We start from the raw sequence: 22,901 nt of genomic DNA, 5'->3' as shown, positions 1-22,901 counted from the left end.
CGTCTTTCATGTTGGCAGGTGGTATGAAAAAAGTCATTTTCTCTTTAGCTCTGGGGACATTTGGGCTGGGTATGGCCGAGTTTGGCATCATGGGTGTACTCACCGAGCTGGCGCAGGACGTGGGAATTTCCATCCCTGCCGCTGGCCATATGATTTCGTTTTACGCTTTTGGCGTGGTGCTGGGCGCACCTATTATTGCGCTCTTTTCCAACCGCTTTTCTCTCAAGCATATTCTGCTGTTTCTGGTCACGCTGTGCGTGATCGGCAACGCCATCTTCACCCTCTCCTCCTCATATTTAATGCTGGCGGTGGGCAGGCTGGTTTCCGGCTTTCCACACGGCGCTTTTTTTGGCGTTGGCGCGATTATCCTGTCGAAGCTGGCCCGTCCGGGAAAAGTCACCGCCGCCGTCGCGGGCATGGTTTCGGGTATGACCGTTGCTAATCTGATTGGCATTCCCATCGGCACCTGGCTGAGCCAGGAATTTAGCTGGCGCTACACGTTTCTGCTGATAGCCGTCTTTAATATCGCCGTGATGGTCTCGATAACTTTTTGGGTACCCAACATCAGCGATGAAGCAAAAGGGAAACTGCGCGAACAATTTCACTTTTTGAAAACCCCCGCCCCGTGGCTCATCTTTTCCGCCACCATGTTTGGTAACGCCGGGGTTTTCGCCTGGTTCAGCTACGTCAAACCGTACATGATGTTCATCTCCGGCTTTTCCGAAGCGCTGATGACCTTCATCATGATGCTGGTGGGATTGGGAATGGTGTTGGGAAATCTGCTGAGCGGTCGCCTTTCTGGCCGCTATACGCCGCTGCGTATTGCGGTAATAACCGACTTTGTAATTGTGCTGGCTCTGCTGCTGCTCTTTGCCTTTGGCGGGATCAAAGCCGCGTCGCTGATCTTCGCCTTTATTTGCTGCGCGGGCCTGTTTGCCCTGTCGGCGCCGCTGCAAATTTTGCTGCTGCAAAATGCTAAAGGGGGTGAGCTGCTGGGTGCGGCAGGAGGGCAAATTGCCTTTAATCTCGGCAGCGCGATTGGCGCCTGGTGCGGTGGTATGATGCTGACGCTGGGCTTTGCCTACAACTACGTGACGTTGCCGGCGCCGCTGCTGTCGTTTTCTGCGATGTCGTCGCTGCTGCTCTATGGTCGCCTGAAGCGCAGCGTATCCCGGATGACTCCCGCTGCCGGATAGCCTCTGCGCTACCCGGCAACGCGAATATTACTCCTGCGGCCACAACCAGGCCGCACCGCGCACACCGCTGGAGTCACCGTGCAGCGCCTTGCGTAGAGGCGTTTCGCACTCACCGCCAAAAACAAACTGTTTAATCAACGTTGGCACGTTTTGATACAGTCGGTCGACATTGCTCATTCCACCGCCCAGCACGATTACGTCCGGATCGAGAATATTCACCACATGTGCCAGTGATTTCGCCAGACGCAGCTCGTACCGACTCAACGCCTGTTCCGCCTGGGCATCCCGGGCATTAACAAGACTGATAATTTCACTGCCCTTGAGCGACTTACCGCTCAGACGCTGGTAGTCGGTGGCAAAACCGGTTCCGGAAATGAAGGTTTCAATACAGCCTTGCTTGCCGCAATAGCAGGGCACTTCCTGCCGATAACGCAGTTCGTCTTCGTCCATCCACGGCAGCGGATTATGCCCCCACTCGCCCGCAGTACCGTTCCCGCCCGTGTGCGCCCGGCCGTTCAGCGCCACTCCAGCGCCACATCCTGTACCGATAATCACCGCAAACACGGTTTGCGCCCCCGCCGCTGCACCATCAACGGCTTCAGAAACCGCCAGGCAGTTGGCATCATTTGCCAGCCGCACTTCGCGATTCAGACGCGTACTCAGGTCTTTGTCAAAAGGTTGCCCGTTAAGCCAGGTCGAGTTGGCATTCTTCACCACTCCGGTGTAAGGCGAAATTGAACCGGGAATGCCCATCCCCACGGTTCCCGACTGCCCGGTGGCCTTTTCCGCCATCTCCACCAGCGCGGCGATGGTTTCTATCGTTTGCCGATAATCATCACGCGGCGTGGGCAGGCGATGGCGAAAAAGCTGTTCGCCTGCATCGCCAAGCGCGATAACTTCCGTTTTCGTACCGCCTAAATCGATACCTATACGCACTGTTTGCTCCTCTTCCCGATTAACAATGCAAGCATAGCGACAATTCGCTATCATGCCCGCTGGATTTAACGACAAGGCCGTGGAAATTATCATGCTGTGGTTCAAAAATTTAATGGTTTACCGTCTTAGCCGCGATGTTTCTTTGCGTGCCGAAGAGATGGAAAAACAGCTGGCATCAATGACGTTCACCCCTTGCGGTAGCCAGGATATGGCAAAAATGGGCTGGGTTCCGCCGATGGGATCGCACAGCGATGCATTAACGCATACCGCCAATGGCCAAATTATTATCTGCGCCCGCAAAGAAGAAAAAATTCTGCCGTCGCCGGTTATCAAACAGGCGCTGGAAGCCAAAATTTTCAAACTGGAAGCTGAGCAAGGTCGCAAACTCAAGAAGACCGAAAAAGACTCGCTGAAAGATGAAGTTCTGCACTCATTGCTGCCGCGCGCCTTTAGCCGTTTCAGCCAGACGATGATGTGGATCGATACCGTCAACGATCTGATCATGGTTGATTGCGCGAGTGCGAAGAAAGCCGAAGATACGCTGGCGCTGCTGCGTAAGAGTCTCGGTTCGCTGCCGGTCGTTCCGCTGACGATGGAAAACCCCATTGAGCTGACGCTGACCGAATGGGTTCGTTCCGGTACAACGGCACAGGGATTCCAGTTACTGGATGAAGCCGAACTAAAAGCGATCCTTGAAGACGGCGGCGTGATCCGCGCGAAAAAGCAGGATCTGGTCTGCGACGAAATCGCCGTGCATATCGAAGCGGGCAAACTGGTCACCAAGCTGGCCCTCGACTGGCAGCAGCGCATTCAGTTCGTGATGTGTGACGACGGCTCTATTAAGCGTTTGAAGTTTAGCGACGAGCTGCGCGATCAGAACGAAGATATTGACCGCGAAGATTATGCTCAGCGTTTTGATGCCGATTTCATCCTGATGACGGGTGAACTGGCGGCGCTGATTAAAAGTCTGGTGGAAGGATTAGGCGGCGAAGCTCAACGTTAAGCCGTACTTACCGAATGGCGGCACAATGTCGCCATTCGTCATTTCTATGCTTACAGATAGCGGCAAAGATAGGATGTTGGCTCTGCCACCTGCAGATGAAACTCGCTGTTGCCCGGTACGTTGAACACGTCCCCTGCGGCATACACCTTCCACTCGGTTTCCCCCGGCAGCAGCACGTTCAGTGCGCCGCTAACGACAGTCATCTCTTCAGGCGCCGCAGTACTAAAGGTATATTCGCCTTCAGCCATCACGCCAACACTGGCGCGGCCAGTACTGCTGCTGGTAAAACCGATCGATTTTACTTTGCCGGAAAAGTATTCATTACTTTGAAGCATACAACTGGCCCTATCTCGTGATTAAGTTGAGAACCAATATAGGGGGCTGACGTTCCACCTGTCACGCAAAATTACGCCAACAGCTCCGAAGCCAGTCGGGCAATCAACACATTAGACAGAAGAACCGGGACATCCAACGATTTTTGCAGTAAATCGCGATGGCGTTGATTGAACCCCAGACAATCCAGCATGATCACATCCGCGCCTTGCTCCAGCAGTTCTTTCCCGGCATCAATCAATTGTTGTTCGCTACCTTCGATCGGATTCGCCACGGCATACACTGGTGGAGTTTGTAACACCTGCCATTTTTGCGTCTGGGCTTTGAGCAATTCGGTGACGGGGACAATAACCCCGACCTGATGCCCATCGACAATCGAGGCCACCAGCGGAGGGATAATACGTAACGGCTCCAGCAGAATGCTATTGCGGGCGGTCAGGCGAGCGATTGAGGCGGTACTCATCAGCAGGATCACGTCAAAACCCTGGTTATCCAGCACCTCCACGATACTTTGCAGCGAGCGCTCTACCTTCTGGCGTGAGACATGCGCAAGTTGGTGGTCGCTGAGCAGCGTTAATAAAGGCTCGTCACCGGGCGAAACGCCGTACTCAGCCATCACATCTTCTCGCCGCATCTGTCCAAGCAGACTGTGGTGAGTAATGTGCTGTTCATCGATATATTCCGTCAGGAGCGGTAACACCTCACACATCGGCACTACGCCAATCGTGAGGATAGCCAACGACGCACTCATTTGTTGCTCCACCATCTTCTTACTTTGCTGTGAAATCCCGGGCAAGTGCCGGGCGCTGACCTGCGCTACAAATGCTCAAAAGCGTAGCAGCTGATCGGCGGTGTATTGTGTAAAGATTCCAAATCATTCCGGTACTGGATTGTTATTGCTTAATTTTCAATTTTAACGGTATACGGCGAAATTTAAGAAAATGTGATGAACGCCCGTCCTGGCACTTTTCAGACTCGTGCCAGGACGGTGCTTAATATCAGGTTTTATCGGGGTCTTCGTAGCGTTTTTTGGCATCCATGGCTTCCTGCGCAGAAGGATGCTCACTGATCAACGTATTCGGTTTAGGGTGATCGGCTCGAAGTTGATACCAGGTTACCGTCTGGCCTGGCGTCCCCTTTTCAACCGTAACAATGTTCGCTTGACGTGGGTAAGGTGGTTTTGTCGGCATAGTTCTTCCTTTTCACTGGATGAACATTAAGTATAGACACCGCCCTGTAACCGTGGCGCTGCCTGCGCCAGTATCTCAAGAATGTCTTCCACCACCTGCGCAGGTTTATGGGTGGCATCAACGATGTAGTGCGCAGCTTCACGGTACAGAACATCGCGCTGGGCGAGCACTTCCTGCACCTCTTCAGTCAACGGCTTACCGGTTAAGGTTGGGCGCAATCCCTCTTCAGGCGTGGCCTCCAGACGATCAACCAGTACTGATACCGGTGCGCTTAAATAGATAACCACGCCGTGGCTGCGCATGTAATGACGATTAAATTCGGTAAGAATGATGCCGCCGCCGGTCGCAACAACCGTTGCCGGGGCTGTGACGGCCTGCAGAGCGCTCGTCTCCTGGGCACGAAACCCTTCCCATCCTTCTCTTTCGACGATCTCCGCCACGGTCATCTGCACGTGCGATTGCAACCAGCGATCGGTATCGACAAACTGGAAATCGATAGCCTTCGCCAGCGCCATACCGGTAGTTGTCTTACCACACCCCCGGGGGCCGACAAGATAAAGAGGTTGCGTCATTACAGAAATTCCCCAGGGAGCCGCGAGCGAGCGGGATCTGATGCGGTTAAAGATATAATCATATCACCAAACTAGTACATCGCCAAAACGTAAAGAAAAAATTACATACAGGGTAGAGATACCTATTAACCCCTACTATAACAAGAATTCACCATGAATAAAGTGTAAATAATAAATTACACGCTTTATTTTCTACGCTGTACTTCCAGCCACCACTTATCAAGCTCAGCAGCAAAATGCTGCCTGTCTCGTGGTGAAAGGCTGTCCGGCCCGCCGGTCTGAATACCGCTGGCGCGTAGCGTATCCATAAAATCACGCATCATCAGACGCTCACGGATCGTGGCTTCGGTATAACGTTCACCGCGCGGATTAAGCGCCGCCGCACCTTTTTCAATGACTTCTGCCGCCAGCGGGATATCCGCTGTTATCACTAAATCACCGGCATTACACTGGCGCACAATCTCGTTATCCGCCACGTCAAACCCAGCGGGAACACGTAATGTGCGGATAAACCGCGAAGACGGGACGCGCAAACTTTGGTTGGCTACCAAAATAAGCGGCATCTGCATGCGCTCAGAAGCGCGGTACAAAATATCTTTAATCACATTCGGACACGCATCGGCATCCACCCATATTGTCATAATTTCTCCCCACTGATGTGCAGTTGCACATTGTCGCGTGCTTTTACTTTCAGGCAAAGTGCTGTTTATCCTTCTGCACATATTCAATCCGCGCTAAGCTTAGCTTTCCCAGGTAAAACAATGAATATCACGCATAGGGAGTGACAAAATGGACAAGAAAATCGGTTTTATCGGCTGCGGTAATATGGGCAAAGCGATACTTGGCGGCATGATCGCCAGCGGCCAGGTTCTCCCCGGACAAATCTGGGTCTACACCCCTTCCCCCGATAAAGTCGCTGCATTGCACGACCAGTACGGTATTAATGCGGCGCAGTCTGCGCAAGAGGTCGCGCAAATCGCTGACATCGTTTTTGGGGCCGTAAAACCAGGCATCATGATTAAAGTGTTGAGCGAAATTACCTCCAGCCTGAACAAAGACTCCCTGGTCGTCTCGATTGCCGCTGGCGTCACCCTCGATCAGCTCGCCCGCGCGCTGGGCCACGACCGTAAAATCATTCGCGCGATGCCAAACACGCCGTCACTGGTGAATGCCGGAATGACCTCCGTCACACCGAACGCCTTAGTCACGCCAGAAGACACGGCCGACGTGCTGAATATCTTCCGCTGCTTTGGCGAAGCGGAAGTCATTGCGGAGGCAATGATTCATCCGGTCGTTGGCGTCAGTGGTTCAGCACCGGCCTATGTCTTTATGTTTATTGAAGCGATGGCGGACGCCGCCGTGCAGGGTGGCATGCCTCGCGCGCAAGCTTATAAATTCGCGGCGCAGGCAGTAATGGGGTCGGCAAAGATGGTGCTGGATACGGGTAAACATCCCGGAGAACTGAAGGATATGGTGTGCTCGCCTGGCGGAACCACCATTGAAGCGGTACGCGTCCTGGAAGAACGAGGTTTTCGTTCATCAGTGATTGAAGCGATGATTAAGTGCATGGAGCAGTCGGAAAAACTCAGCCGCTCCTGAGTTAACACCGCCGGACGTCAGGCCGCCGCCTCAGTGCGGTTACGTCCGGAATTCTTTGCTTTGTAGAGCGCCATATCCGCCGACTTTAACCATTCTCGATAATGCTCGGTTTCTGCGGTCAGCGGCGCAACGCCCACGCTGATCCGCAGAGCAACCTGCGGCGCGCAGGATAAACGCAGTTGCCCAAGTCGTTCGTGAACGCGAGACATCGCCGCAATCGCGCTGGTTGCCGGCGTGCCGCACATAATCACCGCAAACTCATCACCGCCAAAGCGCCCGATCACGTCGCTACCGCGTAAGGTCATCTGCAACTGGCGGGTCAACGCGACAATCGCCTGGTCCCCAACGTCGTGACCCCAGGTATCATTGATGCTCTTGAAATGGTCGATATCGATAATCAGTAACGTGGCGTCACGCTGGTAGCGGCGGCAATTATCAAATTCATTACGCAGTAACAGTTCCCAATGGCGGCGGTTATACACCCCAGTCATGCCATCTCGCGTACTCATCACCTGTAAACGGCGTTTATGTTCCGCCAGCTTGATGACCGTCTGGTAACTGACCCAGGCAAACAGCAGCGGATAAATCACCAGTACCGGCAGCGTCAATAGCACGCTAAGTTGAGTACTGCTAAAAGCGACGGAGATATCGGTTAACTGTAACGTCACCAGGCATGAAACCATCATCAAAACGGCGCCGGCGATGAATATTCGCATCCCGCCTGCGCCCATCAGGTTGATGCAGATAATCATCAGCAGCGCCGTGGATGGCAACAGGTTTACGCCCATAATCCCTATCCACATACCGGCAAGAATGGCATCGGCTTTTAAGTTGGTAAATTCGCTATGCAGAGGATCGTCGGCTTTGCTGGCCAACTGCCAGGCCAAATGCGGCCAGACAAACGCCCATCCCACCAGTAATAGCCACCAGCCACCGGTAATGGGCTGAGCAACTAATACCGACGCGATAGGGAAAAACATTCCCCCCAATCCCACCGCTCGCGGCAGCCTGATTCGTCGGGCGAATCGCAGACCGGAACGTTGGTGGTCATTTTGATGAAGCGATAAAAATGCTTCATTCGGGACGACCTTCTTTTGATAAAAGTTTTCATCATTCATTGTATTTGGGAATATTCTGAAACAAATTTCCCAAATTATAGGAAGGGGTCTGGTGGCGGAAGTATGATATTTCGGGTGAGCGATTTTACCTGCTCACCCGTAAGTGCTACGCAGATTTCTTCAGGCAAGCGCTCATAAATTTATTACGATCATCACCTTTCAGAGACTGCTCCGTCGCCTTAACGTTACATTCACGCATTTTTTGCTGCTGCGGCGTCAGGCTCTTTTCCTCCGGCGCAGATTTACTGTTTTTCAGGCAATCACTCATATATGTCTTACGCGCTTCCCCTTTTAAGGTCTGCGCCGTTGCCTGCTGATTGCAGGTGGTCATACGCTGTTGTTGCGGGGTTAAAGTCTTCTCGGCAGCACCGACGGTAGTTAAAAAAATCAGACCAAAAAGCAGCGTCATTAATAATGTAATTTTCATAGCATCCTTCTTTTCTGAACGACAACACACAGGTAAGTTTGGCTGCTAACGATAAAAATACCACCCGGCGGCAAAAGTATTGCCGCCGGGCGTCGGGTTATTTCAGTCCTAACGCCGATTTCATGGTGTAAAACAGGTCGGTTTGATCGGTCAGGCCGACCACATTCGCCGCATGCGGGCCATAGGCTGCAATCCGCAGTTGGCTGCCGGTGTGCTCCTGAGATTCCTCTTCAGAGTTGCCGTAGCTGATGACCATGACAGCGCCATCTTTGGTGTTCAGCGCCTGGGTCAGGCCTGGTGCTTTGGTATCCGGCGCGACAATCTGGCTGGCATGTGCGTGGTCAGCGGTTACCACCACCAGGGTGTTGCCATCTTTCTTCGCAAAGGCAAGCGCGCGCTGTACCGCTTCGTCCAGATCGACCGTTTCACCAATCTGTCCGCACGGGTTGGCGGCGTGGTCCTGTTTATCGATTGACGCCCCTTCCACTTGCAGGAAGAAACCTTTCTCATTTTTGCTTAACAGCTCAATCGCTTTATCCGTCATCTGCGCCAGCGTTGGCACGCTGTCGTCACGCTTTGGATTTGGCGTACAGGTCACAACCGGCTTATCCAGATTGCCATGATAAGACGCTTTCGGACCTTCCCAGCGCACGGGCATATTGCCGTCAGAGAACAGGCCCAGCAGCGGTTTATCCTGATTAGCTTCGGTAATCGCCGCCAGCGTCGCGGTATCACTCACCATCTGATAACCGCGGGCCAGGGCTTGTTCACGCAACGTTTTACCCTGCCACTCGCCCGCCGCAGCGGTTTCCGCAAACGTTTTGGCCCCGCCGCCCAGCGTAACGTCAGCCCGGGCATTCAGTAATTGTTCGGTGATGGACCCTTTACCGCCTTTTTCCAGCGCATTGGTTGGGCATTTTTCACGTGTCACGCCTGGGCCATAGCACTTACGCGAAGTCACATGGGCAACCAGCGCCGCCGGGGTAGCATCCTGCAATTCAGCGGTAGAAACGTTGCCCGTTGCCAGCCCCGCCGCTTTTGCCATTTCAAGAATTGTGGCGTGATCTTTTTCATGAATATCAACGCCCAGCGCACCATTATATGTTTTCACACCGGTGGTCCACGCCGTCGCGGATGCCGCAGAATCCGTCACATAATCGGGTTTACCCGTTTTCTTATCCAACGCATAGTGCGTGTATTGTCCGGTCAACGGTAAAGCATCAATTCCTTTAAAAAAGCCGCCTGCGCCTTCGGCATAATTTCGCGCGGCCGTTATTTCTGAGTCCCCCATCCCATCGCCAATCAATAAAATAATATTTTTGGCCGGTTTATCGCTCAGAGATTCGCGCAGAGCCGCCGTTTGATCGGCAGACAATCGGCGGGCGCCGCCCGGCGTGGTGATATCACCCTGAGCGGCACGATTATCCATAACCGCTATGGCAGAGGTTTCTGCATTAATAACCGGGGTAAACAGCAAAGGTAACAGGGCAATAGCGAGTGCGCTTTGTTTCACTTTATTTTCTCCATGTATAAATACGGTAAAATTAAAACAAAGCGACTATAAGTATTTGATGTGACACTTTTATGATAATTTGTGGATGACGCACCACGGATTACTCAAAACGCTTTTGGCACACTCTCGCCAGCGTTATGAACGTTGGTCAGAAACGCAGGCATACGGCCTTCTCCAGCCAAAGCCCCTTCAATTTGGCGAATAAATATTTGCCGATCGTTACACGTCATATTGCGCAGCATTTCGATGATTACCTGCTCCAGCGTTTCAACCTGCGCCGTCAGTTCTTGCGACTCTTCTTCTTTTTGGGCGAGCTTAAGTAACAACTCAGTAACGAGATTTTTCATTTACGTATTCCCTTAACCAAATATAGGCCACGTTATCATTAAGACTCACAACTGCCTAGAGGATGAAAGTTGTATTTTCATAAGAAATAAAACGTTTTGCGAAAACAATCACAACACAAAATAAGGGAGAAGGAGTCTTAGCGCAGAATTTCTCCATATAAAAGGATAAAGGGATTAATAATCACCTGGATATATAAATGCATAATGATGGATTAACAACGCTGACGGGCAGCGTTGTTAATCAGGTACTCAGCGTGCGCAGCGCCGACGTCGCAACGCGATAGCCAGTTGCCAAATGTTGATAAGCACAATGCACGCCGTGGCAATAAACACCCAGCGAAAGCCCGCCATTGCCGAAACCGTTGCCCCCATTAATGGCCCGGCTACGTTGCCGAGATACATAAATGACTGGTTATAACCAAAAATGCGCCCGGTTATCTGGTCGCTGGAGTATTTCACCAGCAGCGTCTGCACCGCGGGCAACATCGCGCCATCGGCAAAGCCGAGCAGAAAACGTAAGATCCCCAACTGCAACGGCGTAGTGACCCATGACATGGCGAAAAACAACACGACGGCGAAGATTAACGTTGCCATTAAAATCCGCTCGGTCCCAATACGATCGCCTAATTTACCTAGCCGGGGCGCAGAAATCAGCGCCGAGATGCCCGGAACCGAAGCAATCAGCCCGCTGAGAAAAGCAATATTAGAACTGTCTGGGACCATTGATTTAATAAACAGCGCCAGAATCGGCCCAATTGAGCCGTTACACAACTGGATCACCATCGTAGTAAAAAACAGGCTGATCACCAGCGCCGGATAAGGCAGCGAGGCAAAGACGGCCTTCCCGCTCAGGCGTTCGCTTTTTTTGATTGTCGGGCGCACACCTTCTTTGATTAAGAACAGCGTGACCAAAAAACTCACTACCAGCAAAGCCGCGGTAATACAGAATACCGCCCGTAAGCCAACGTGGTCGGCAATAAAGCCCCCCATCAGTGGTCCGCCAATAACGCCGCTAATTTGCGCCGTCGAGAGCGTACTCAGCGCCCACCCGCTGCGTTCGCGCGGAACCTGTGAGGCTACCAGCGCCATCGCATTGGGAATATAGCCAGACGTTAACCCCATGACCCCACGCAGCAGAAAAAGCTGCCAGACGTTAGTGGCAAAGGCCTGCAGTAAAATCGCAATCGCCATACCCAAAGAGGCCCGCAGCAGCATTAGCTTGCGTCCTTTACGGTCGGCTAAACTCCCCCACATCGGAGAGACTATGGCTGAAATCAGGAAGGTGACGCTAAACGTTAAGCCGGACCACATTGAGAGTGCTTCATGGGAGCTTACCCCCAGTTGGGAGATATAGAGCGGTAAAAAAGGCAGGATTTGGCTGATTGCCAGGCCGGTGAAAAAGCAACCGAACCATACGGAAATGAGGTTGACTCTCCAGGATTCCATAGGGACTCATAACGATAAGTAGCTGAAAACTGTGAGTAGCTTAACAAATTACTTAGCCAAATAAGGGTCCACAGGTGCGATATATCACAGTTTAGGATTTTATCTTCCCGCTCATCATATTTGTGATATACCTCACATCAACCCCACAATATCAGCAGGGGTTTATGCTCCGCGTCCGTTCTGCGCGTTTGCGCTTATCTGTTCCTCTGTTGCCCACCAAAACAATCTGCCAGAAGCCGAGGAAACCTGCGTTTTGTCGTGGTAATGTATGTGCTTTGCATTCATGGAATGGGTTTTTAAGATGGCAAAGTTGCGGGTAGGAATCGTATTTGGTGGTAAATCAGCGGAACATGAAGTGTCATTGCAATCGGCAAAAAATATTGTCGATGCCATCGACAAGACTCGCTTTGACGTTGTGCTGTTAGGTATTGATAAGCAAGGACAATGGCACATTAGCGATGCCAGTAACTATCTGCTCAATTCAGATGATCCAGCGCATATTGCGCTGCGTCCTTCCGCGACCAGCCTGGCTCAGGTCCCGGGTAAACAAGAGCACCAGTTGATCGATGCGCAAAACGGTCAGCCACTGCCAACGGTCGATGTTATTTTCCCGATCGTACACGGCACGTTGGGTGAAGATGGCTCTCTGCAGGGTATGCTGCGCGTGGCGAATCTGCCGTTCGTCGGTTCTGATGTCCTGGGTTCTGCGGCCTGTATGGATAAAGACGTGACCAAACGTCTACTGCGCGATGCCGGATTAAACATCGCGCCATTTATTACGCTCACTCGCGCCAATCGCAACCGCATCAGCTTTGCCGAGGTGGAATCCCGCCTTGGCCTGCCGCTGTTTGTGAAACCAGCCAACCAGGGCTCGTCCGTTGGCGTCAGTAAAGTGACCAGCGAAGCGCAATACAATCAGGCCGTCGCGCTGGCATTTGAATTCGACCATAAAGTCGTGGTGGAACAAGGGATTAAGGGCCGCGAGATCGAATGCGCGGTGCTGGGCAACGATCAACCGCAGGCCAGTACCTGTGGCGAGATCGTGCTGAACAGTGATTTTTACGCTTACGACACCAAATACATTGACGATAACGGTGCCAAAGTGGTTGTTCCGGCAGCGATCGCACCGGAAGTTAACGATAAGATCCGCGACATTGCTATTCAGGCTTATCAGGCGCTGGGCTGCGCCGGTATGGCGCGCGTGGACGTTTTCTTAACCGCAGAGAACGATGTTGTGATCAATGAGATCAATACGCTGCCGGGCTTTACCAACATCAGCATGTATCCAAAACTGTGGCAGGCGAGCGGCTTAGGCTATACCGATTTGATCACTCGCCTGATCGAACTGGCGCTGGAACGTCATGCGGCGGATAGCGCGTTGAAAACCAGTATGTAAATCCGCCTGGATGCCTGATCGAGAGCTATTGGGCATCCTTTGCTTCTTCTTCATCTTCCACGCGGCGACGGATAATTAATCCAGCCAGCCAAAAGCTAATCACCCACGTCACCAACCCCACCGCATAGGTCTGCCATCCCTGCGCTTCAAAACCCAGTAAGCCGACCACACCGTTCAGAATAAAGATAAGCCCAATAGCGAAGGCATAGTAGTGCCAGTCTCGGCGGATTTTAACAGGCAGGTTCATAACGGCTCCGGTGGAAATACAACGTGAAAGCGCATCCTCGCACATTTCCTCATAGACGTCTGTGGCCTGTGCGGAATTTCTGAAATGTAACTTGATCTCACTTAAGGTTACGTAATTGTGACAATCAGCAAAAAACCGAGATCCAGGAATAATCTCTACCTGAAATTACCATCATTCTGATATTGACATTGCCGATCACCTGTCAGACTCACTGTCAGTTCCAGGCATCACGTCAAAAAAGCAGGTTATTTCCGGAGGTCTTTATGGCTGATTTTACGCTCTCAAAATCCCTGTTTAAGGGCAAGCATCGGGATACCTCCTCCCTGCCCGGCAACATTGCGTATGCCGTATTTGTGCTGTTTTGCTTTTGGGCAGGCGCGCAGGTTTTAAATCTGTTGGCCCACGCTCCCGGCATCTATGAACAGCTGATGCAGTTGCAAATGCAAGAGACAGGACGCCCACGAGTTGAAATTGGCTTAGGCGTCGGTACCCTTTTTGGGCTGGTCCCTTTCCTTGCCGGAAGTCTGATTCTTGGCGCCATCGCGGCATTCGTGCGCTGGCGCCGCCGTCATCATAACGATGACTGACCCATACATTTCGCCCGACGATCGTCCACGCGTTTCGCAAACCACGCGGTAGTCAGATTACGTGTAATCTTCGGGCTTTCCAGCTGAATGCCTGGCAGCATTTCACGGGGTAGCGCTTTCCCAGTCTTCGCTTCCGCCAGCTTATAGACCTTCTCGTACAGCGCGGTATCCTCAAAGGCCAGACTGTCACCTTTTTGCAGTTGGCGGTGGATCTCACTCTCGCTCATCCCCAGCTTCCCGGTCAGTTTACGTACCGCCAGCTCGGTTTTGCCCGGCTCGCTGCTGCCGTAGAGAATCAAATCACCATCCATCACCAGCTTCACTCCGCTGGCTTTACTGACCGCATTCTGGAAAGCTGCATTGCGGCTGGCATACCATCCCGCATTGAAATCGGCGAAACGGAAGATTGGCGCGCTGTAATTCGCCGGGTAGTTAAGCAGATGATACGTACCGAACCACAGCCCACCGCGGCGGCTGAACACTTCCTGACGAACTGTTCCGGCCATTTTCCACGGATACCCGTCGGCGTGCTGCTCGGCAAACGCGATACTGACCTGCATTGGCCCACCGGTATGTACCGGATTAAGCGAACCAAACAGCGTCTGCCCCATCGGTACCATATTGATAAAATCATCAAAAATGGCGCTAAGCTGTTTTTCCGTTTTCACCGTATCCAGACGCTCGCTGTAGCTTTTGCCCGTTGGCGAGTTAATCTTCAGTGCGGTATGCACCACAAACTGCGGGATATGCATACGCTCGGCGCGCCGGTCGATCTCTTTCCAGGCGATTTTACTTAAGTTTGGAACGGCCGGATCCGCCTGATAGTTTGACTCCTGTTGCGCGACCGCCAGCACCGAACAGATATTTTCAACCGTCGGCGCCAGCTTCTGGCTTTCAAACGTCTTCGCTAAATCCTGCGCCCATGCGTCCCGGTCTTTCACGCTGGCGGGCATTTTCTGGCGCACCACGCTCGCCACATCGACGGCTTTCTCCCCTTTTTTTAGCGGCTGCGCGGGTTGGCTACTACATCCCACCAGCACCAGAGCGGCCAGACCGGACAAGGGGTAAAGACGGGAAACCGTCGACATAACATCTCCTTTTTTATTAACTAAGCGTATGGGTAACTTCCTGAATATCCTGGCCATCAAGCTCACGTTCAAAGCTGCGCAGACGCTTATAAATAGACATCAGTTCGACTAACGTTGTCCAGGAGTTAATCAAATACTGGAACGAGCCGCGCACCTGGCCAAACACGTTGGTGATTTGCGTCATCAGGCCGAGCGTAATCGTACCGGCAACAATCGACGGGAACAGCAGGAACAAGCCGAAAACGTTATCAACCTGCAGGTATAGAATACGGGCGATATTGAAGTACATATAGTGAAAATAGAGGCGGAAATAGTTCTGGCGCACCGCATGGAACAGTTCACGCACCGTCGGCGGGGTCGCACGATTAGCGTCATCTTCGCCGTAAACCAGTTCTTTACGGTAGGCCGCTTCCACGCGCTGGTTTTTAAACTCCAGCCCCGGAAGTTTGATGCCGACTACCGCCAGCAAGCCGGTTCCCATCAACGACCAGACAATCGCGGCAATCACCAGGCCATAAGGAACATGTCCAACAATTGGCAGGTCCGGCACATGGGCTGAGAGAGTGACCAGGACAGGTAAGAAGGCAATCAGCGTCATAATCGCATTGATAAAGCTGACCCCCATATTTTCAAGCGTGGAGGCAAAACGCATGGTATCTTCCTGCACACGCTGCGCCGCGCCTTCGATATGACGCAGATGCTGCCAGTGCGCCATATAGTGTTCGTTCATTGCGGTACGCCAGCGGAATACATAGTGGCTGACGAAGAAGTTGTTCATCACCCCAATGACCACGGCAATCAGCGCAATGCCAAGAAAGATGCCTACTTCATGATAGAACTGCTCAATCTTCACCTTATGCGGCGCACTCAACGCGGACTGAATCAGATCATAGAATGGCGCATACCAGGCGTTGACGGCGACGCCAACTTCAACCAGAAACCAGGTCACGAAAATAATCAGCGACGTGCCCAGTATGGACCAGTACTGCCAGCGGTGCGGGCTGTAGATAAACCAGAACAGCGCGAACACACCAACACAAAGAATGTAATACGCATAAAAAATCAGGTAATCCAGCGACCAGAATCGGGCCGCGCTAATCGGTACGTCTCCCGACGCGCCGGTAATATGTGCAACCCAGGCTCCCCCTCCTCCTTGCCAGAATACAACGGCGACCAGTGCCCAAATAAATGCCGAAATAAAGAACGGCCCCGGCTTTGGGAAAAAAGACTTAAACATAGTGCTCTCCTGCTAACTTCTTATCGTTATGACGACTGCTGTGTATTTGCCACCGTGGAGTGCGGTGGCCAGACGGCTTACGCCCAAAAACACAAGCTGAAACCGACAAGTGTGACCAAAACCGCGGCACTTAGTTCGCCCCCGGGTATGAAGAATTGTTTCTGTGATTTTCACACTCGACAACGTTCCAGCAAGTGCAGATTATCACAGCGTGAGATCACAAAAGCGAACATCCGTAATCCGGGAAACGCTCGCGTTTACTCATCGTTACGTTTTTCACACTATCATTGGCTGATAAGCGCTTTGCAATACGCCGATGAGTAGTATAAATACGCATACGCACGACATCCTTTTTCACTTTCTCTAACTCATGGACACCACCGTTGAAACGTAGTCTGCTTTTTTCTGCCGCGCTGTGTGCGGCGTCATTGACATCTGTCCAGGCGGCACAGCCTATAACCGATCCGGTCTTCGCCTCTGATATCGTCGATCGTTATGCCGACCATATATTTTACGGCAGCGGTGCTACGGGGATGGCGCTCGTGGTGATTGATGGTAACCAGCGCGTATTTCGCAGCTTCGGCGAAACACGCCCTGGCAATAACGTTCATCCGCAGCTGGATTCCGTTATTCGAATTGCCTCTATTACTAAATTAATGACCAGCGAAATGCTGGTGAAATTACTCGATCAGGGTACGGTTAAACTCAACGATCCATTGAGCAAATATGCGCCGCCTGGCGCGCGCGTGCCAACTTATCAGGGCACGCCGATTACGCTGGTGAATCTGGCGACGCATACCAGCGCGCTACCGCGCGAACAACCTGGCGGCGCGGCGAAGCGCCCAGTGTTTGTCTGGCCAACCCGTGAACAGCGCTGGAGCTATCTCTCAACCGCCACGCTTAAAACCGCACCGGGCTCGCAGGCTTCTTATTCCAACCTGGCGTTTGACCTGCTGGCCGATGCGCTAGGAACCGCATCCGGAAAGCCTTATCCGCAGCTGTTTGAAGAAAAAATTACCCGTCCGCTGGGGATGAAAGACACCACCTTTACCCCATCCCCCGATCAATGCAGACGCCTGATGGTCGCGGAAAAAGGCGCCAGTCCTTGCAACAATACCCTGGCGGCAATGGGCAGCGGCGGTGTTTATTCAACGCCCGGCGATATGATGCGCTGGATGCAGCAGTATCTCTCATCTGATTTTTACCATCGTAGCCAGCAGGCCGACCGTATGCAGACGCTGATTTATCAGCGTACGCAGTTAACAAAAGTGATAGGGATGGATGTTCCGGGTAGAGCCGATGCGCTGGGTTTGGGCTGGGTCTATATGGCGCCGAAAAATGGGCGACCGGGAATTATTCAAAAAACCGGTGGCGGCGGCGGCTTCATTACCTATATGGCGATGATCCCGCAGCAAAACGTCGGGGCATTTATCGTGGTGACCCGCTCTCCGCTAACCCGCTTTACCAATATGAGCGACGGTATCAACGATCTGGTTGCTGAGCTGAGCGGGAACAAACCGCAGGTTATTCCTGCATCCTGACTTAATACTCAAAAGGCAAACGGTTAATGCTCACCAGTTTGCCTTTATTCATTTCAATGTAACCACCTTTACGCAATGCCGCGAGAACCTCAGCGACAACTGAGCGTGAAATTCGCGTGCGTTGGTGAATATAGTTCATGACGCCGATACGCGAACGCAGTACGTCGTCCCATTTTGTCATGGATATCAGCGTCGCGCGGATCTGATCGTAGGAGTTATTGCCGATCAGTTGCAGATCGCGCAACTCAAACATGGAGTTTTGCCATGCCAGCCAGCAAAAGGCTTCACGCCAAAGCTGGCATTGTTCAATTATATTTATCGTTTGCGAAGCAGGCAGGTGGTATCCTGTACAATTACTTTCGGTTATTAATTTGTATTGTACATCTGTTTTCATCACGCCATCAGAAAGGCCCATAATAAAAGGTGCCTGTGCAATCCCGACCAGCACGCTTTCCCCTCTACGCAAGGAAACAACACCACTTAAAATAACGAAAGTATCATCACTATTAATATCACCGGAATAAATTATTTCTTTATCGTTCTCACACTCAAAGTGTTTACCATATTTCGCTAAACATTTATCAAGCTTACCAAACTCAAGAAGAGGTTTATTTGAAGATAGCATGTGGGCATTCCTTGCAATAAATGCCCGTCAAATCCGTGACGGGCATTATTCTAAATTAAATTACCTTTTATTTCTCTGCGAGAAAGTTGTTACCAGGTATATTTAACACCAACGTTTGCAGACCAGTCTTGATCGACATCACCGCCACCGAGGTAATTAGCATCGGTGTACGCGCTGAAGTTCTTGGTGAAGCTGAACTGAGTACCCAGCCCAACGCGTACCGCAGAACCTTCTACGCCGTTGTCGATAGAATCACCGTTTACATCAGAATCGTTGTTAGAGTCGTCGTAAACGTAGGCCAGTTTGAAGTACGGGGTCAACGCCTGGTCATCGCTGTAGGCGAAGGTATAACCTGCATCTACACCAAGTTCATAACGCATGCTGTCATAAGACTGACCGTCAACTTTCATGTCGTTGCTCAGCTTATAGTCATCACCAGACTGGAACAGACCGGATACGCTACCGTAAGGGGTTACGTAACCTGCGTCACCCAGCTTCAGGTCATAACCCAGTTTCAAGCCAAAGCCCCAGGCATCAGAAGAGGTGCTGCCATCAACATACTGACCGTTGCTCATGCTGGCAGACAGATCGTTGTTGAAGTGGGAGTAGCTTAAGTTACTGTCAACAAAGATGTTGTTCGCAAAACGAGCAGAAGAGTAGATATAGGCAGTCTGGCTATCCTGATCTACCTGACCGGTACGATCACTCATATCACCTTTCGCGAAGCCTGCCGCAGCACCGACAATCCACTTAGCGTTGTTACCATCGATTTTGGAATCAACACCGACCATGATGCCGTTAACATCCTGATCATAGTTAATGTTGCCGTTATCCGCATCGAAGCTACCGCCGAAGTAGCTCACCCATGCACCACCGTTATCTACCAGACCATGACGCGCGTTAGTCAGACGAGTACCAACGGTGTCTTGTTCCAGGTTCCAGATATTGGTGTTGGCAGACGGAATGCTCAGCGCCATGTTCGCGTAGTCGGTCAGCTCCATCTGCTGCAGAACAACGGTGTTACCCTGCTGCTGAGCCTGATAGGTGTAAGCACCCAGGTCTGCTTTGTTGGCTGCAGAGAAAGTTGCGGTGCTGTTCGTGTCGTTAACGTAGATCAGCTCGTTACCGTTGTAATCAGCAACAGAACCTGCGCCAGTGGCGTTATCGATGCGAACTTTATAGTTACCGGTTGCCGCTGCTACGTGATCACCGTAGTTATCAACTTCAGACTGATCGCCTGAGGTGTCAGAATCGCCGTTACCGTTGATAGTCAGATGACCATCAGAGTTCATCGCGATCACGCCATAACCGTAGTTAGCCTGGCGCGTATCGTTGGTACGATCGTTGGTCAGGTCAGCATTCAACACATAGTTAGCGCTGTTGATGTCGAAAACACCCGCATTAACATGGTTGTAAGCATCGGTGTAGCTGGTTAGATTCAGGGTATCAACCTGCAGCGCGTTTCCGGTGCTGTTGCCCACATCCAGAACGCCGTTGTTGGTGACGTTAATGGTATTGGCATACAGCGCGGCATTAAGCACATTCCAGCCGGCAGAGACATCATCAGCAATCGTTGCGGTACTGTTGTCAATAGACAGCGTATTAGTCGCAACACGACCATCTTCATTGATGTTCAGTGCGGAAGCACCGGTCAGAGTGATGGAGTCAGAAACCAGCGCAGAATCGCCCACGTTGACAACGGAACCGCTGTTGATGCTCAGAGTGTCAATCAGAGAAGTTTTGGTGGTATCCCACTGGGAAGCGCCGTTCAGCGTCACGTTGAACAGACCGCTCTGATAAACGGTATTGCCAACCACATGACCATTTTCGTCATAAGAGGTTGTGTCGCTATCGATACCGTAGGTTGAAGAAGGCCACAAGCTGTTGGCAGCGATATCAATCAGCGTAGCGGTGGCTTCAGTGCCCTCAGCATAGCTTTCGTAAACGCCATCACCATCAACGTCAACCTGATGGACGGACATTGCCGCACCAACCCACTTGCTGCCGTGGTTCAGGGTCAGATCCAGACGGTCAGTACCATCCCAGCCGTTGGTATCCAGATCGGCATCAGTATCACGGTAAGTATCAGCACCGTTCGGGAAGAAGTTCTCATCAAAGTTGCTGGAGAACAGCACATCGCCCATCAGCGTAGCGTTATCAAACGTGGCGGTGGTCTGCATCGCGTTATCTGCATCGGGATGAGCAATAACCGCCAATGCGATATCATTCGCGTTCCAACCGTTACCGTTGTAGTCGCTCGCATTGCTGGTGTTACCAAACCAGCCGGATCTTCCTTCATCAGACCAGGAACCGGAGGTCAGGGTAGAGTCGGTAACAGCGATAGTGTTGTTAAACACTTCGCCGCTGTTTACGCCGGTGATGACGGTATTATCGTCAATATCTTCCCACTCATAACCTTGAGTCAGGGTAATACCCGCAACGTGAGAGTTGTTGGTGATAGACAGATCAACTTCTTGATCCAGAGTGATAGCCGTACCCAGGTTATAAACGTCGACAACGTGCGTATCAGCCACGTCATTATAGGTACCGTTGTAGGTATAATGTTCGTAGTTATCATCGATAGTGGAGTTGATGACGTTCATCGCCAGACGATCGTAGTAATAGTCGGTACCCGTACGGTTAGTACAATCCGTGGTCATACATTCGGATGTCACCATACCGTGAATGGTACTGTTTTTAATCGTCAGGCTGTTATAATTGCCGTTGGTTGACAGTCCATCATCCAGATAATAAGTAGAAATAACGCCGTTGACAGTAGCGTTATTGATTACCGGATAAATATCACCGTTATAAATACTATCAGTGCCGTAATTGTTCCAACCGACATAGCCATCGAAGTAAACGTCATCAACATGTGATGCGTCATTATAATGGGTGAACGTTGTGTACGTCGTCCCAGAAATATCAGTAGAAGCATTCGCCTGAGAAGTGATTGCCAAAGTACAGGCTAATGCTAATTGTGAGACTACAAGTTTCTTTTTCCAAGTGTGCATTTGTCATCCCTCCTCAGGGACGTAATATAGTTGATCCATCAATTATCAATGCAAAGAAAACATTTTATGTTTCGCGGGGACGATTATGCGGTTTCACAAAGGAAAGGTTCAATTATTCTTTGCTAGTCGTCCGAAACCGGACAACACCACGAATACCCTCGCCTCTGACACAAAAGACAAAAAAAACTTATTCTTTCAATGAAATATCTCACAAGACATTTCTGAAGCATATAATTAATAAATAACTCACCACTCACCTAAACAAATAAACAATAAATGAAATGCAATTATTTCCACATCTATAAAAATAAACGCATCGATATTTAAAATAATAAAATAGAAACAAACAAAATAATGAATATGAATAATTTGCCATAAATGTGAATAAATTGCTCTAATGATTCAGCCTTCCACCATGGAAAATCCAGATATAACGCCAACTTTCGTAAACCACCCACCCTCAGGTTCGGGTATACTACGGCCTTCGATTCCACAAACATCAGGCATACCATGACAGACCTAATCCAACGCCCTCGCCGCCTGCGCAAATCACCTGCGCTGCGCGCTATGTTTGAAGAGACAACACTCAGCTTAAATGACCTGGTGTTGCCGATCTTTGTTGAAGAAGAACTCGACGATTACAAAGCTATCGAGGCCATGCCCGGCGTGATGCGCATTCCAGAGAAGCATCTGGCGCGCGAAATTGAACGCATTGCGAATGCAGGCATCCGCTCGGTCATGACCTTCGGCATTTCTCATCACACCGATGACACCGGCAGCGATGCCTGGAAAGAAGACGGTCTGGTGGCGCGCATGTCGCGTATCTGTAAGCAGACCGTACCGGAGATGATCGTCATGTCCGACACCTGCTTCTGTGAATACACCTCGCACGGTCACTGCGGCGTATTATGCGAGCACGGCGTTGATAACGATTTAACCCTTGCCAATCTCGGCAAACAGGCGGTCGTTGCCGCCGCTGCGGGCGCAGATTTCATCGCCCCTTCCGCCGCAATGGACGGACAGGTGCAGGCGATTCGCCAGGCGCTGGATGCCGCGGGCTTTACCGATACCGCGATCATGTCCTACTCCACCAAATTTGCCTCTTCTTTCTATGGCCCATTCCGTGAAGCCGCAGGTACCGCGCTGAAGGGCGATCGTAAAACCTATCAGATGAACCCGATGAACCGTCGGGAAGCGATCCGCGAATCGCTGCTGGATGAAGCCCAGGGCGCAGACTGCCTGATGGTCAAACCGGCTGGCGCATACCTCGATATTCTGCGCGATATCCGCGAGCGCACCGAGCTGCCGATTGGCGCTTATCAGGTCAGCGGTGAATACGCGATGATCAAGTTTGCAGCCCTCGCGGGTGCAATAGATGAAGAGAAAGTGGTGCTGGAAAGCTTAGGCTCGATCAAACGCGCTGGCGCGGATCTGATCTTCAGCTACTTCGCACTGGATCTGGCTGAGAAAAAAATCCTGCGCTAAT

Annotated in this window: 23 protein-coding genes; 7 read left to right on the top strand and 16 right to left on the bottom strand. The window is 51.5% G+C overall.

The genetic code is table 11. From position 1 onward, the window contains the following. Window positions 1-23: 23 nt before the first annotated feature. Entirely contained in the window at window positions 24-1,196 is a 1,173-nt protein-coding gene (araJ, locus tag N0B36_RS00820) for an MFS transporter AraJ (RefSeq protein WP_259685308.1), read from the top strand. 27 nt (window positions 1,197-1,223) lie between these two features. Here the strand turns inward: araJ and mak are convergent, their stop codons facing one another. After that, window positions 1,224-2,132, bottom strand: coding sequence for a fructokinase (gene mak, locus N0B36_RS00815; RefSeq protein WP_016155842.1), 909 nt, complete (start codon window positions 2,130-2,132; stop codon window positions 1,224-1,226). Window positions 2,133-2,223: 91 nt separating this feature from the next. On the opposite strand from mak, the gene rdgC reads away from it, so the two are divergent. After that, a complete protein-coding gene (gene rdgC, locus N0B36_RS00810; protein WP_003021479.1) occupies window positions 2,224-3,135 on the top strand; it encodes a recombination-associated protein RdgC in 912 nt (303 codons plus the stop codon). Window positions 3,136-3,185: 50 nt separating this feature from the next. Here the strand turns inward: rdgC and ppnP are convergent, their stop codons facing one another. From ppnP to N0B36_RS00785, 5 genes are all read right to left on the bottom strand, one after another. Beyond that, window positions 3,186-3,470, bottom strand: a complete 285-nt coding sequence (gene ppnP / locus N0B36_RS00805) for a pyrimidine/purine nucleoside phosphorylase (protein ID WP_016152010.1) — start codon at window positions 3,468-3,470, stop codon at window positions 3,186-3,188. 71 nt (window positions 3,471-3,541) lie between these two features. Then, window positions 3,542-4,219 carry an AroM family protein gene (locus N0B36_RS00800; RefSeq protein ID WP_153690678.1) on the bottom strand — a complete coding sequence of 226 codons (678 nt, stop codon included), beginning with the start codon at window positions 4,217-4,219 and terminating at the stop codon, window positions 3,542-3,544. Between the two features lie 247 nt (window positions 4,220-4,466). Beyond that, window positions 4,467-4,658: a protein YaiA gene (gene yaiA / locus N0B36_RS00795; protein WP_016155839.1), complete on the bottom strand. Its 192-nt coding sequence runs from the start codon at window positions 4,656-4,658 to the stop codon at window positions 4,467-4,469. A gap of 26 nt (window positions 4,659-4,684) precedes the next feature. After that, window positions 4,685-5,230 carry a shikimate kinase AroL gene (gene aroL, locus N0B36_RS00790; protein ID WP_016155838.1) on the bottom strand — a complete coding sequence of 182 codons (546 nt, stop codon included), beginning with the start codon at window positions 5,228-5,230 and terminating at the stop codon, window positions 4,685-4,687. 185 nt (window positions 5,231-5,415) lie between these two features. Further along, window positions 5,416-5,871, bottom strand: a complete 456-nt coding sequence (locus tag N0B36_RS00785; RefSeq protein ID WP_155574017.1) for a YaiI/YqxD family protein — start codon at window positions 5,869-5,871, stop codon at window positions 5,416-5,418. A 148-nt stretch (window positions 5,872-6,019) separates the two neighbouring features. Here N0B36_RS00785 and proC point away from each other — a divergent pair, with 148 nt between their 5' ends. After that, a complete protein-coding gene (gene proC / locus N0B36_RS00780; protein WP_016152005.1) occupies window positions 6,020-6,829 on the top strand; it encodes a pyrroline-5-carboxylate reductase in 810 nt (269 codons plus the stop codon). 17 nt (window positions 6,830-6,846) lie between these two features. Here proC and adrA read toward each other — a convergent pair whose 3' ends face one another. The 5 genes from adrA to N0B36_RS00755 form a co-directional block, all read right to left on the bottom strand. Further along, complete coding sequence (gene adrA / locus N0B36_RS00775) at window positions 6,847-7,962, bottom strand: diguanylate cyclase AdrA (RefSeq protein ID WP_088583121.1); 1,116 nt, start codon at window positions 7,960-7,962, stop codon at window positions 6,847-6,849. A 91-nt stretch (window positions 7,963-8,053) separates the two neighbouring features. Then, a complete protein-coding gene (gene psiF, locus N0B36_RS00770; RefSeq protein WP_259685269.1) occupies window positions 8,054-8,374 on the bottom strand; it encodes a phosphate starvation-inducible protein PsiF in 321 nt (106 codons plus the stop codon). 97 nt (window positions 8,375-8,471) lie between these two features. Further along, window positions 8,472-9,887, bottom strand: a complete 1,416-nt coding sequence (phoA, locus tag N0B36_RS00765) for an alkaline phosphatase (RefSeq protein ID WP_200047355.1) — start codon at window positions 9,885-9,887, stop codon at window positions 8,472-8,474. 104 nt (window positions 9,888-9,991) lie between these two features. Continuing rightward, window positions 9,992-10,234, bottom strand: a complete 243-nt coding sequence (locus tag N0B36_RS00760; RefSeq protein ID WP_016152002.1) for a sigma-S stabilization anti-adapter protein IraP — start codon at window positions 10,232-10,234, stop codon at window positions 9,992-9,994. A gap of 249 nt (window positions 10,235-10,483) precedes the next feature. Continuing rightward, window positions 10,484-11,680 carry a multidrug efflux MFS transporter gene (locus N0B36_RS00755; protein WP_046275379.1) on the bottom strand — a complete coding sequence of 399 codons (1,197 nt, stop codon included), beginning with the start codon at window positions 11,678-11,680 and terminating at the stop codon, window positions 10,484-10,486. A 301-nt stretch (window positions 11,681-11,981) separates the two neighbouring features. Between N0B36_RS00755 and ddlA the strand changes: the two genes are divergently transcribed. Next, window positions 11,982-13,076 (top strand): D-alanine--D-alanine ligase, encoded by a 1,095-nt coding sequence (ddlA, locus tag N0B36_RS00750; protein ID WP_047416933.1) that lies wholly within the window; start codon window positions 11,982-11,984, stop codon window positions 13,074-13,076. 25 nt (window positions 13,077-13,101) lie between these two features. Here ddlA and N0B36_RS00745 read toward each other — a convergent pair whose 3' ends face one another. After that, window positions 13,102-13,323 carry a DUF2754 domain-containing protein gene (locus N0B36_RS00745; RefSeq protein WP_019076140.1) on the bottom strand — a complete coding sequence of 74 codons (222 nt, stop codon included), beginning with the start codon at window positions 13,321-13,323 and terminating at the stop codon, window positions 13,102-13,104. Window positions 13,324-13,586: 263 nt separating this feature from the next. Between N0B36_RS00745 and N0B36_RS00740 the strand changes: the two genes are divergently transcribed. Next, window positions 13,587-13,910 carry a DUF2755 family protein gene (locus N0B36_RS00740; RefSeq protein ID WP_016151998.1) on the top strand — a complete coding sequence of 108 codons (324 nt, stop codon included), beginning with the start codon at window positions 13,587-13,589 and terminating at the stop codon, window positions 13,908-13,910. Here N0B36_RS00740 and N0B36_RS00735 read toward each other — a convergent pair. After that, window positions 13,895-14,998, bottom strand: coding sequence for a DUF1615 domain-containing protein (locus N0B36_RS00735; protein WP_049282011.1), 1,104 nt, complete (start codon window positions 14,996-14,998; stop codon window positions 13,895-13,897). The genes N0B36_RS00740 and N0B36_RS00735 overlap by 16 nt on opposite strands. 16 nt (window positions 14,999-15,014) lie before the next feature. Continuing rightward, on the bottom strand, window positions 15,015-16,235 hold the full coding sequence (gene sbmA, locus N0B36_RS00730) for a peptide antibiotic transporter SbmA (protein ID WP_049282012.1): 1,221 nt from the start codon (window positions 16,233-16,235) through the stop codon (window positions 15,015-15,017). Between the two features lie 383 nt (window positions 16,236-16,618). Here sbmA and ampH point away from each other — a divergent pair, with 383 nt between their 5' ends. After that, window positions 16,619-17,776, top strand: coding sequence for a D-alanyl-D-alanine-carboxypeptidase/endopeptidase AmpH (ampH, locus tag N0B36_RS00725; protein WP_047497838.1), 1,158 nt, complete (start codon window positions 16,619-16,621; stop codon window positions 17,774-17,776). 1 nt (window position 17,777) lies between these two features. Here ampH and iprA read toward each other — a convergent pair whose 3' ends face one another. Both iprA and ehaB read right to left on the bottom strand, forming a co-directional pair. Continuing rightward, a complete protein-coding gene (gene iprA, locus N0B36_RS00720; RefSeq protein WP_047497841.1) occupies window positions 17,778-18,401 on the bottom strand; it encodes a hydrogen peroxide resistance inhibitor IprA in 624 nt (207 codons plus the stop codon). Between the two features lie 89 nt (window positions 18,402-18,490). After that, window positions 18,491-21,415: an autotransporter adhesin EhaB gene (gene ehaB, locus N0B36_RS00715; RefSeq protein WP_259685258.1), complete on the bottom strand. Its 2,925-nt coding sequence runs from the start codon at window positions 21,413-21,415 to the stop codon at window positions 18,491-18,493. 510 nt (window positions 21,416-21,925) lie between these two features. Here ehaB and hemB point away from each other — a divergent pair. After that, window positions 21,926-22,900, top strand: coding sequence for a porphobilinogen synthase (hemB, locus tag N0B36_RS00710; RefSeq protein WP_016151991.1), 975 nt, complete (start codon window positions 21,926-21,928; stop codon window positions 22,898-22,900). Window position 22,901 lies beyond the last annotated feature (1 nt).

The sequence above is a fragment of the Citrobacter sp. XY323 genome (genome assembly GCF_025106035.1).
Taxonomy (GTDB): domain Bacteria; phylum Pseudomonadota; class Gammaproteobacteria; order Enterobacterales; family Enterobacteriaceae; genus Citrobacter; species Citrobacter braakii.
The sequence above is the reverse complement of the archived record's forward strand: the minus strand, read 5'-3'. Positions and strand labels throughout refer to the sequence as shown.

Bases quoted from the DNA above. Each gene is read 5' to 3' on its own strand.
- N0B36_RS00740 (WP_016151998.1), top strand. From the start codon at position 13,587: ATGGCTGATTTTACGCTCTCAAAATCCCTGTTTAAGGGCAAGCATCGG.
- N0B36_RS00735 (WP_049282011.1), bottom strand. From the start codon at position 14,998: ATGTCGACGGTTTCCCGTCTTTACCCCTTGTCCGGTCTGGCCGCTCTG.
- aroL (WP_016155838.1), bottom strand. From the start codon at position 5,230: ATGACGCAACCTCTTTATCTTGTCGGCCCCCGGGGGTGTGGTAAGACA.
- hemB (WP_016151991.1), top strand. From the start codon at position 21,926: ATGACAGACCTAATCCAACGCCCTCGCCGCCTGCGCAAATCACCTGCG.
- N0B36_RS00755 (WP_046275379.1), bottom strand. From the start codon at position 11,680: ATGGAATCCTGGAGAGTCAACCTCATTTCCGTATGGTTCGGTTGCTTT.
- rdgC (WP_003021479.1), top strand. From the start codon at position 2,224: ATGCTGTGGTTCAAAAATTTAATGGTTTACCGTCTTAGCCGCGATGTT.
- N0B36_RS00760 (WP_016152002.1), bottom strand. From the start codon at position 10,234: ATGAAAAATCTCGTTACTGAGTTGTTACTTAAGCTCGCCCAAAAAGAA.
- psiF (WP_259685269.1), bottom strand. From the start codon at position 8,374: ATGAAAATTACATTATTAATGACGCTGCTTTTTGGTCTGATTTTTTTA.
- proC (WP_016152005.1), top strand. From the start codon at position 6,020: ATGGACAAGAAAATCGGTTTTATCGGCTGCGGTAATATGGGCAAAGCG.
- araJ (WP_259685308.1), top strand. From the start codon at position 24: ATGAAAAAAGTCATTTTCTCTTTAGCTCTGGGGACATTTGGGCTGGGT.
- yaiA (WP_016155839.1), bottom strand. From the start codon at position 4,658: ATGCCGACAAAACCACCTTACCCACGTCAAGCGAACATTGTTACGGTT.
- ppnP (WP_016152010.1), bottom strand. From the start codon at position 3,470: ATGCTTCAAAGTAATGAATACTTTTCCGGCAAAGTAAAATCGATCGGT.
- ehaB (WP_259685258.1), bottom strand. From the start codon at position 21,415: ATGCACACTTGGAAAAAGAAACTTGTAGTCTCACAATTAGCATTAGCC.
- N0B36_RS00785 (WP_155574017.1), bottom strand. From the start codon at position 5,871: ATGACAATATGGGTGGATGCCGATGCGTGTCCGAATGTGATTAAAGAT.
- ddlA (WP_047416933.1), top strand. From the start codon at position 11,982: ATGGCAAAGTTGCGGGTAGGAATCGTATTTGGTGGTAAATCAGCGGAA.
- iprA (WP_047497841.1), bottom strand. From the start codon at position 18,401: ATGCTATCTTCAAATAAACCTCTTCTTGAGTTTGGTAAGCTTGATAAA.
- N0B36_RS00745 (WP_019076140.1), bottom strand. From the start codon at position 13,323: ATGAACCTGCCTGTTAAAATCCGCCGAGACTGGCACTACTATGCCTTC.
- N0B36_RS00800 (WP_153690678.1), bottom strand. From the start codon at position 4,219: ATGAGTGCGTCGTTGGCTATCCTCACGATTGGCGTAGTGCCGATGTGT.
- sbmA (WP_049282012.1), bottom strand. From the start codon at position 16,235: ATGTTTAAGTCTTTTTTCCCAAAGCCGGGGCCGTTCTTTATTTCGGCA.